9 protein-coding genes and 1 rRNA gene are annotated in these 8080 nt (G+C 36.7%); 7 read left to right on the plus strand and 3 right to left on the minus strand.

Translation table 11 applies throughout. The features are described 5' to 3' along the window. The first annotated feature begins 256 nt into the window (after positions 1 to 256). From AAIB49_RS18785 to perR, 6 genes are all read left to right on the plus strand, one after another. Complete coding sequence (locus tag AAIB49_RS18785) at positions 257 to 694, plus strand: potassium channel family protein (RefSeq protein WP_339216761.1); 438 nt, start codon at positions 257 to 259, stop codon at positions 692 to 694. A 58-nt stretch (positions 695 to 752) separates the two neighbouring features. Beyond that, a complete protein-coding gene (gene bcp / locus AAIB49_RS18790; RefSeq protein ID WP_339216759.1) occupies positions 753 to 1223 on the plus strand; it encodes a thioredoxin-dependent thiol peroxidase in 471 nt (156 codons plus the stop codon). Positions 1224 to 1420: 197 nt separating this feature from the next. Then, positions 1421 to 2083: a sugar transferase gene (locus AAIB49_RS18795; protein WP_343458939.1), complete on the plus strand. Its 663-nt coding sequence runs from the start codon at positions 1421 to 1423 to the stop codon at positions 2081 to 2083. A gap of 177 nt (positions 2084 to 2260) precedes the next feature. Beyond that, positions 2261 to 3211 carry a D-2-hydroxyacid dehydrogenase gene (locus AAIB49_RS18800; RefSeq protein ID WP_343458940.1) on the plus strand — a complete coding sequence of 317 codons (951 nt, stop codon included), beginning with the start codon at positions 2261 to 2263 and terminating at the stop codon, positions 3209 to 3211. Between the two features lies 1 nt (position 3212). Further along, entirely contained in the window at positions 3213 to 3770 is a 558-nt protein-coding gene (locus AAIB49_RS18805; protein WP_339216753.1) for a cob(I)yrinic acid a,c-diamide adenosyltransferase, read from the plus strand. 256 nt (positions 3771 to 4026) lie between these two features. Then, positions 4027 to 4470, plus strand: a complete 444-nt coding sequence (gene perR / locus AAIB49_RS18810; protein WP_186868834.1) for a peroxide-responsive transcriptional repressor PerR — start codon at positions 4027 to 4029, stop codon at positions 4468 to 4470. A 43-nt stretch (positions 4471 to 4513) separates the two neighbouring features. On the opposite strand, the gene pabB is transcribed toward perR, so the two are convergent. The 3 genes from pabB to AAIB49_RS18825 form a co-directional block, all read right to left on the minus strand. Continuing rightward, on the minus strand, positions 4514 to 6238 hold the full coding sequence (gene pabB / locus AAIB49_RS18815) for an aminodeoxychorismate synthase component I (RefSeq protein WP_339216751.1): 1725 nt from the start codon (positions 6236 to 6238) through the stop codon (positions 4514 to 4516). Further along, positions 6231 to 6815: an anthranilate synthase component II gene (locus AAIB49_RS18820; RefSeq protein ID WP_339216750.1), complete on the minus strand. Its 585-nt coding sequence runs from the start codon at positions 6813 to 6815 to the stop codon at positions 6231 to 6233. The genes pabB and AAIB49_RS18820 overlap by 8 nt, the downstream gene beginning before the upstream one ends. A 190-nt stretch (positions 6816 to 7005) precedes the next feature. After that, positions 7006 to 7392, minus strand: coding sequence for a YgzB family protein (locus AAIB49_RS18825; RefSeq protein ID WP_186868831.1), 387 nt, complete (start codon positions 7390 to 7392; stop codon positions 7006 to 7008). 571 nt (positions 7393 to 7963) lie between these two features. Here AAIB49_RS18825 and AAIB49_RS18830 point away from each other — a divergent pair. Then, a 16S ribosomal RNA gene (locus AAIB49_RS18830) occupies positions 7964 to 8080 on the plus strand; the annotation flags it as partial.

Raw genomic sequence — 8080 nt, forward strand, 5'->3', positions numbered from 1 at the left:
TGAGTCCTCCTTGGTTACTTAAATTAAGGGTCCATTTTTGCTTCGAAGCTTTGGACACCTCGTATGATACCAAGAGGGCTCTTTTTGTTTCAATCCTCAAATTTCTTCATTACAGGAATGCTCCTATGTAAAAAGCTTGCTAGCTTTAGTTCACGTTACTTATTGTATCGCATTCAACTTGAAAATAAAATGACAAGCCCTCGGAACTACTAGCATATGATGTAGTAATGCTTATAAAAGAGAAAAGGGAGATTGTATGAGTATACTACCATGGTTATTGGTAATCGTTGTCAGCTTCATTATTGCTAAAAGTATCTATGGATTTGTTATAGGAGAAAAAGAAATCATGGGAGTCCGAATGAAGGAGCGCAGCTTTTCCATTGAAATGTTCACTTCTTTAGTGATTACCTATACGATTGTCATAATTGGATTTGGTTTAATTTATTTTATCCTTTCCTTTGAAGGGATTTACTTGGTTGAAGGTGGGGAATTAAGGAAGGTCGGTCCAATTGGATCTTTGATACATTCGATGTATTTTAGTGGTGTTACAATGTTGACGATTGGCTATGGTGATATTACCCCGATTGGTATTGGAAGATTACTTGCGTTAATTGAAGCATTAATTGGCTATATTTTACCGACCGCATTTGTCATTCATTTTGTCAATTCTAATCAGGAGCGGGCAAGAGAATAGCATTCCACTTATCGTAATGTTATAGTGAAGGTGAATTTAAGTTTTGGAGGTTTTATAAATGACGTTAGAAGTAGGAAAACCTGCCCCTTCCTTTGCCCTTCCTAACCAAGAAGGAGAAGAAGTTCGTTTAGAGGATTTAAAAGGAAAGCATGTTGTATTATATTTTTACCCGAAGGACATGACACCAGGATGTACAACAGAGGCTTGTGATTTTCGAGATAATCATGAAAGCTTCAAAGAGCTTGATGCTGTAATCGTAGGTGTTAGTCCAGATCCAGTTGCAAGTCATCAAAAATTTATAACAAAGCACGAACTACCATTTTTACTTTTAGCTGATGAGGAACATAAAGTAGCAGAAGCATATGATGTATGGAAGCTTAAAAAGAACTTTGGTAGAGAGTATTATGGTGTAGAGCGCTCCACTTTCATTATTGATAAAGAAGGTAAACTTCAGAAAGAGTATCGTAAAGTGAAAGTGGATGGTCATGTGGAAGATGCACTGAACTTTATTCGTGATAATTTAGTATAATCGTATAAGGGGACACATATTTTAGTAGAATCTAAGTATGTGTCCCCTTTGTATATCATCATTTCCATGCGATTTATCGTAACCAAATTTTGTAGACTGATTATATTACTTTTCTATTACATAGTTATATAAGCCTAACGCTTTGAATACGTATTTAGTAATAGGATTTGTACAATGTAAAGAAAGGTATGATCAGGATGCTAGAGTCTGCCAAAACGAAAACAAATTATTTCATCCATATTAATCTTTATTTCTTTTTTAAAAGACTATCAGATATGATCGTGAGTACCATTCTATTTTTCTTATTTTTACCTCTATTCTTGTACATTTGTATACGAATAGCGAAAAAAGAAGGGAAGCCTATTTTCAATCGAGAAGTACGAGTAGGGAAAAATAATCGGACCTTTGTCATGTGGTCCTTCCGTACGATGACAAACGGATCCAAGGTCATTCGCCAGCTTCCACCATATCCATTTCCAAGCTCCTGGGATAACGGCGTACCGGATTACTTTAAGATAATCCGGGATAAACATGTTACGTACACGAGTACAGGACTGTGGTTAAGTAAGTATCATTTAGATAAATTACCGCAATTGATTAATGTAATTCGAGGGGATATGAGTTTAATAGGACCAAGCCCAGAGCGACCAGAAATAGTTGATTATTACAACCGCCAACAGATGAAGCGTCTTAAAGTTCGACCTGGATTGACCGGCTATGCTCAAATAAAGGGAGCAACCAATGAAAAGCACGGTTTGAAAATACGATATGACCTATACTATACGCAGAACTGCTCCTTTAAGCTAGATGCTATGATTTTCCTCCAATCTATCAAACGTTTGTTTAAAAAGGAAGACTAATATTGCGTAGCCAGTATCTCATAGTTGGGATCTGGCTTTTTTTGACAGATAGGAACGCATCAAATCAAAGCGTATAGCTCCGAGGGCACAAAGCTTTTCTGATTTAAGTTGTTCAATCTTTCTAATGTGTTTATTATGGAGATAGGGATTAATAGTTATGTAAAGGGGGAATTTAGTTTGGTTATTCTTTTCTCAGCAAATATTTCAGAAAAACATCAGCACACATTGGTAGAAAGCTATCCGAACGAGGAGTTTATTTTTACAACAGGTATGGAAGAAGCAGAGCAACATTTAGAGAGGGCTTCTGTACTAGTGACATACGGTGGCGATGTAGATGAGGTGAAACTAGAAAGGGCTGCACAACTAAAGTGGATCATGGTGCTTTCAGCTGGTGTAGAGCAATTACCTTTTAAGCAAATAGAAGATAGGGGAATTCTGATTACAAACGCTCGCGGTATTCATAAAACTCAGATGGCCGAATATAGTCTTTCTATGATGCTACAAGTGTATAGACAAGAAAAAACACTAATGGAAAATGAAAAAAATAATAAATGGGATAAATCAGTACGCATGAAGGAAATAACAGGGCAAACACTTCTCGTCTTGGGAACAGGAGCAATTGGACAGGAAGTGGCAAGACTTGCAAAAGCCTTCCAGATGACGACAATTGGTGTTTCTCGTAGTGGAAGGCTAGTAGAGCATTTTGATCAAGTATATCCAATCAAAGCGATTAAAGAGGTACTACCAAGTGCAGATTTCATTGTCTCAGTCTTACCAAGTACTGCAGAAACAAGATACCTATTAACAGAAGAGCATTTTAATCTGATGAAACAGGATGCTGTTTTTATTAATATAGGTAGGGGTGACCTTGTTAGTACGGAAACCTTGTTACAAGCTGTTAAAGAGCAACAAATTGCCCATGCTGTATTAGATGTTTTTGAGCAGGAACCTCTTCCAGAAGATAGTCCACTATGGGCAGAACCAAATATTACGGTAACACCACATATCTCGGGACAGTCACCAAACTATATGGTTCGAGCATTAGCGATATTCCAGGAAAACCTAGATAAACTACTGAATGGTGAAAGTGACTACGTTAATAAAGTTGATCCATCTAGGGGGTATTAAAATGCGAATTTATACAAGATCAGGTGATAAGGGCTTAACTTCATTAGTATATGGAAAAAGAGTACCAAAGAATGATCTTCGGGTAGAAGCATACGGAACTTGTGATGAAGCCAATTCCATGATTGGTCTTGCATCCAGTCTACTAGAAGGAGAGAGCTGGGAAGGGAAGGCTAGTTTTCTAGAGCAAATGCACCGGGTTCAAACGATTCTTTTCCATGTTGGGGCAGAATTAGCAACACCACCGGATAAGGAAGTAGCATGGAAGCTTAAGAAAGAGCATATTGAAGAGCTAGAAAAGCAAATTGACGAGTGGGACCAGCAATTAGATGCCTTAAAGCAATTTATTCTACCGTCAGGCCACCGTGCATCAAGCGCACTCCATGTGGCAAGAACTGTAACACGTCGAGCTGAGAGACTAGCAGTTGGCCTGGTAGACGAATTAGCTAATCCTTTAGTTGTATCCTATTTAAATCGATTATCGGATTATTTATTTGTCGCAGCTAGATTTGTGAATAAAGAATTAGGTGGGGAAGAGTTACCGTTGAATACGGAAGTGTAATTTAATGCTATTAAATTATATGGATACACTATTTTCCAGAGCGGGTAAGAAGCACTAACAACATCTTAGATTTTAATATTATCTAATTCATCGTCTTACAATTCTGTTGAGACACGAGCAACTAAGTTATAATATTTATCCATTACAATATACTAATATTGACAAGACTGAATGGATAGGCGTACACTAATTATAAATATTATAATATAATAATTGTATCAGACTTAGAAATTCTCACGAAAGCGAGGTGCATGACGTGTCAGAAAATAGACTTCAAAAAGCAATTGTTGCATTGAAAGAGTCAGGGGTACGTATTACACCACAACGTCATGCGGTGCTTGATTATCTAATGAACTCAGTTATTCACCCAACAGCCGATGATATATATAAAGCACTAGAAGGAAAATTCCCTAATATGAGTGTAGCAACAGTATATAACAATTTACGTGTACTACGTGAAAACGGATTGGTTCGTGAATTAACATACGGCGATTCCTCGAGTAGGTTCGAAATTAATTTAACCGATCATTACCATATTATTTGTGAGTCATGTGGAAAAATCGTCGACTTTCATTATCCATCATTAGATGAAGTAGAATCCCTAGCAGCCAAAGTGACTGGATTTGAAGTTAGTCATCACCGAATGGAAGTATATGGAACTTGTGAAGAGTGTAAACAGCAAAAAGGACATAAACATTAATGTAATGAATAACCCTGCTCCAATGATGGTAGCAGGGTTATTTTTATACTAAATGGACTAATACCCATTGTCTTACACTATTGATAAACCAAATCTTACTACATTCAGCAAGTTCCTCTATACGAATAACTCGTTCTGAGATTGTTCCTTCATTCAGTAGCTTTTCTCGATACGTTCCAGCTAATAGACCAGACTGTACAGGTGGTGTGTATAGCTTCCCTGCAAGTTCGACGACGACATTACCACGGGTAAATTCCGTTATCTCATGATGTTCATTCCATAATAAAACATCAAACACATCATCTACCTCAGCAAGAAGTTTTTCGTAAACGATACGATTGGTTGTTTTATGATAAAGAAAAATATCATCCTGGGATATCGCATGTTTCGCTAATGAAACAGGTTTGCAGTCATTAACAACAGCCTCTTCCTTTGTGACATCTACGGCTAATTCTCCGTTTGGACAAAGTAAAACTCGCACCCTAAAGTTCCCATCTGGGTGTCTACTGGCAATGTCGTGGAGCATTTCCATTAGCTGCTCCTGGTTGAATGGAAATGTAAAATAGGAAGCGGAGCGCTTAAGCCTTCGTACATGATTGTCCAAAACAAGATAATTCCCATCGAATAAACCAATCGTTTCTATGAGCTGGAAATCGTTATTTGCATTAGACAGTACCTTTGCTTTCGTTAAAACTTCATTATATTCTTCATCTTCCATAGAGTCCCAAGTAATTCCGCCACCAACACCATATGTAGCCTGGCCATTATCATCAATGACTACAGTTCGGATTGGGACATTGAAAATTGCTTCTTGTTCCGGAGTTATAAATCCAATTGCTCCACAGTAAACCTCGCGCGGAGTAGTTTCTAGATCATGAATAATATTCATCGTACTAATCTTAGGTGCACCCGTAATCGAACCACATGGAAATAATGCGTTGAATATATCTACAATCCCTATCTCACTACCAATTTCACCCGTTACAGTAGAAGTCATTTGAAATACGGTCGGATATTTCTCGATAGTAAATAGTTCTGGTACCTTTACTGAGCCAGGCTTTGCTAATCTTCCTAAGTCATTTCGTAGAAGATCAACAATCATAACATTCTCAGCCCGATTCTTCTCTGACTGAGAAAGCCATCTGGCATTTTCTTGGTCTTCTTTTATAGTGTTCCCTCTACCAATCGTTCCTTTCATTGGCTTCGTTGTAATTTTTCCCTCTTTAAGATGGAAAAACAATTCTGGGGAAGCGGATAATACATGAAAACCTTCTATATCTAAATATGCGCTATAATTGGCTGATTGTGAACTAGCCAGTTGTTGGTAATAAGCAAAGGTGTCTCCATGAAAAGCTGCATCCATACGGATTGTGTAATTAACTTGATAGGTTTCTCCATGCTCAATATGTGTTTTGATTTGGTTGATAGAACGGTTGTATTCCTCCGTAGAGGTATTGAGCTTCCATTCTGTAGTATAGAAAGATCCAATTGATTTGTTAGCTATGTTACTAGTACCTTCATATATTCCAAACCATAAGAGTGGCATACGATTTGTATCAAATACTTTCATGGATTGTTCAAAGGCTGGTGCTGCCTCGTAGGATACATAGCCAGCAGCATAATAGCCATTATGAATAGCATCTTGAACCTTCGCTAAACTAGGAACAACTTGATCAATCTCATCAGTAGTTATAATCTCAACAGGGTTTTCAAAAGTAGTAGAAGTTCCATTAAAATCAAAATGAAGGAAGGGTTTATGTTTATTCATTCATTACGCTCCTCTTCGAACTGAAAAAATTATCTAATAATGCTAGGCCACTTTCGGAAAGAATAGATTCTGGATGACCTTGAATTCCTTCTATCGGATATAGCTTATGTCTTAACGCGGCAATATCACCAGCTTCCGTATAGGCACTTATTTCTAGGCATTGTGGAAAACTGTTTTTATCTACTATAAGAGAATGATATCTTGTAATTTGTAAAGGGTTTGCTAATTCTTTAAAAATGCCCTTTCCATCATGGGTAATAGAAGAGATCTTACCATGTGTAGGCTCGCTCGCCTTAATTATATTCCCTCCAAATGCTTCTGCTATAATCTGATGACCTAAGCAAACACCTAGAATTGGATAGTCTTGATACAGCTCCTTGACAATATCTAAACATATCCCAGCATTACTGGGATTGCCAGGACCAGGTGAAAGTAATATATGAGATGGTTGAAGAGTCTGGATAATGTCTAATGTTATTTCGTCATTTCGAACAACAACAGTTTCTTGATTTAGCTGGTCTATATATTGAACTAAATTAAATGTAAAAGAATCATAATTATCTATTATAAGTATCAAAGAAATTCCTCATTTCTAAAAAACATCGCTTTTCTTTTTGTGATTATATGTAGGAATGTGAATTACATATTGATTATTTCTATATAACTCAGGCTACTTGTAAAGTTGCATAAGTATTTTAGGTGCGGAGGGGAAAAGATGTATTACTTTGCTCATTCCTAAAAAAATAACATCTACCGATAGGCAGATGCTATTTGGTGTTATTATTTTTCTTCTGTTCTCTTTGGTATTTTCGGGAATTGTATTTTTCATCAAATTCCTTACCTTCGAGATCTTTATCTAATGTTAGCGGTTGTTTGCAATGCATACATGCATCAACACGTCCTAGCATTTTGGTAGGCTTCTCACAGCTTGGACATATAATTGGAACTGCTTTTGTTGAGAGCATCCCTATCCAGAAGTATACTACTGTACTCAATACAATGGAGATGACGCCTATAAGAAAGAATATAGCCATTAACCAATCAATCTTCTTTACTAACAAACCTATGTACATAAAGCCAATTCCCGCAAATATAAGTATTAGGGCAAAGGAACGGATTTTATTGATTTTACTCGAATAAACTAGTTGAGCCATACAAATGTGTCCTCCTTATTATATATGTGTAGTATAGCATTTTTTTATAAACAATAGAATTGTTTTCCTTTAATATGGACATAGTATATGAAAGGTTCATTGCACACGATAGCCTAGATATGAATAGAATACATTAGTAATGGTTGATATTAAACGACATTAAATAAAAGTTGAAAAATAGTGTTGACTTAGGTTGATATACATGGTAAAGTTATATCCGTTGCTCAAATGACATGAATCATTTAGCGACAGATGACTGAAAACAAATTAAAAAAAGTGTTTGACATTATAAATGCAAACATGATATATTATTAAAGTCGCTGATTTGAAAAGCGAGTCAAGAAAGCGAAAAACTTCTTGGAAAAAGTTGTTGACATAATGCTGTCAACGTGATAATATATAAAAGCTGTTGTTAAAACGGCGATAAAGATTTGCTCCTTGAAAACTGAACAAAACAACCAGTATGTCAAGAAGAAACATTCCCTGTTTTTTCTATTAAAGAATTACAGAAGCTAGCAGCTTCTTTGCTAAGAATTACCTATGATTGATTGGTGTCAATCGTAGACAAACTTTTTTGGAGAGTTTGATCTTGGCTCAGGACGAACGCTGGCGGCGTGCCTAATACATGCAAGTCGAGCGAGTGAAATTAACTGATCCCTTCGGGGTGACGTTAATGGATCTAGCGGCG

The organism is Ornithinibacillus proteolyticus (assembly GCF_039581225.1).
GTDB classification, from domain to species: Bacteria; Bacillota; Bacilli; order Bacillales; family Amphibacillaceae; genus Ornithinibacillus; species Ornithinibacillus massiliensis.

Excerpts from the sequence above, each read along its gene's own strand:
- AAIB49_RS18785 (WP_339216761.1), top strand. The coding sequence starts at position 257 with ATGAGTATACTACCATGGTTATTGGTAATCGTTGTCAGCTTCATTATT.
- bcp (WP_339216759.1), top strand. The coding sequence starts at position 753 with ATGACGTTAGAAGTAGGAAAACCTGCCCCTTCCTTTGCCCTTCCTAAC.
- AAIB49_RS18795 (WP_343458939.1), top strand. The coding sequence starts at position 1,421 with ATGCTAGAGTCTGCCAAAACGAAAACAAATTATTTCATCCATATTAAT.
- AAIB49_RS18805 (WP_339216753.1), top strand. The coding sequence starts at position 3,213 with ATGCGAATTTATACAAGATCAGGTGATAAGGGCTTAACTTCATTAGTA.
- pabB (WP_339216751.1), bottom strand. The coding sequence starts at position 6,238 with ATGAATAAACATAAACCCTTCCTTCATTTTGATTTTAATGGAACTTCT.
- AAIB49_RS18825 (WP_186868831.1), bottom strand. The coding sequence starts at position 7,392 with ATGGCTCAACTAGTTTATTCGAGTAAAATCAATAAAATCCGTTCCTTT.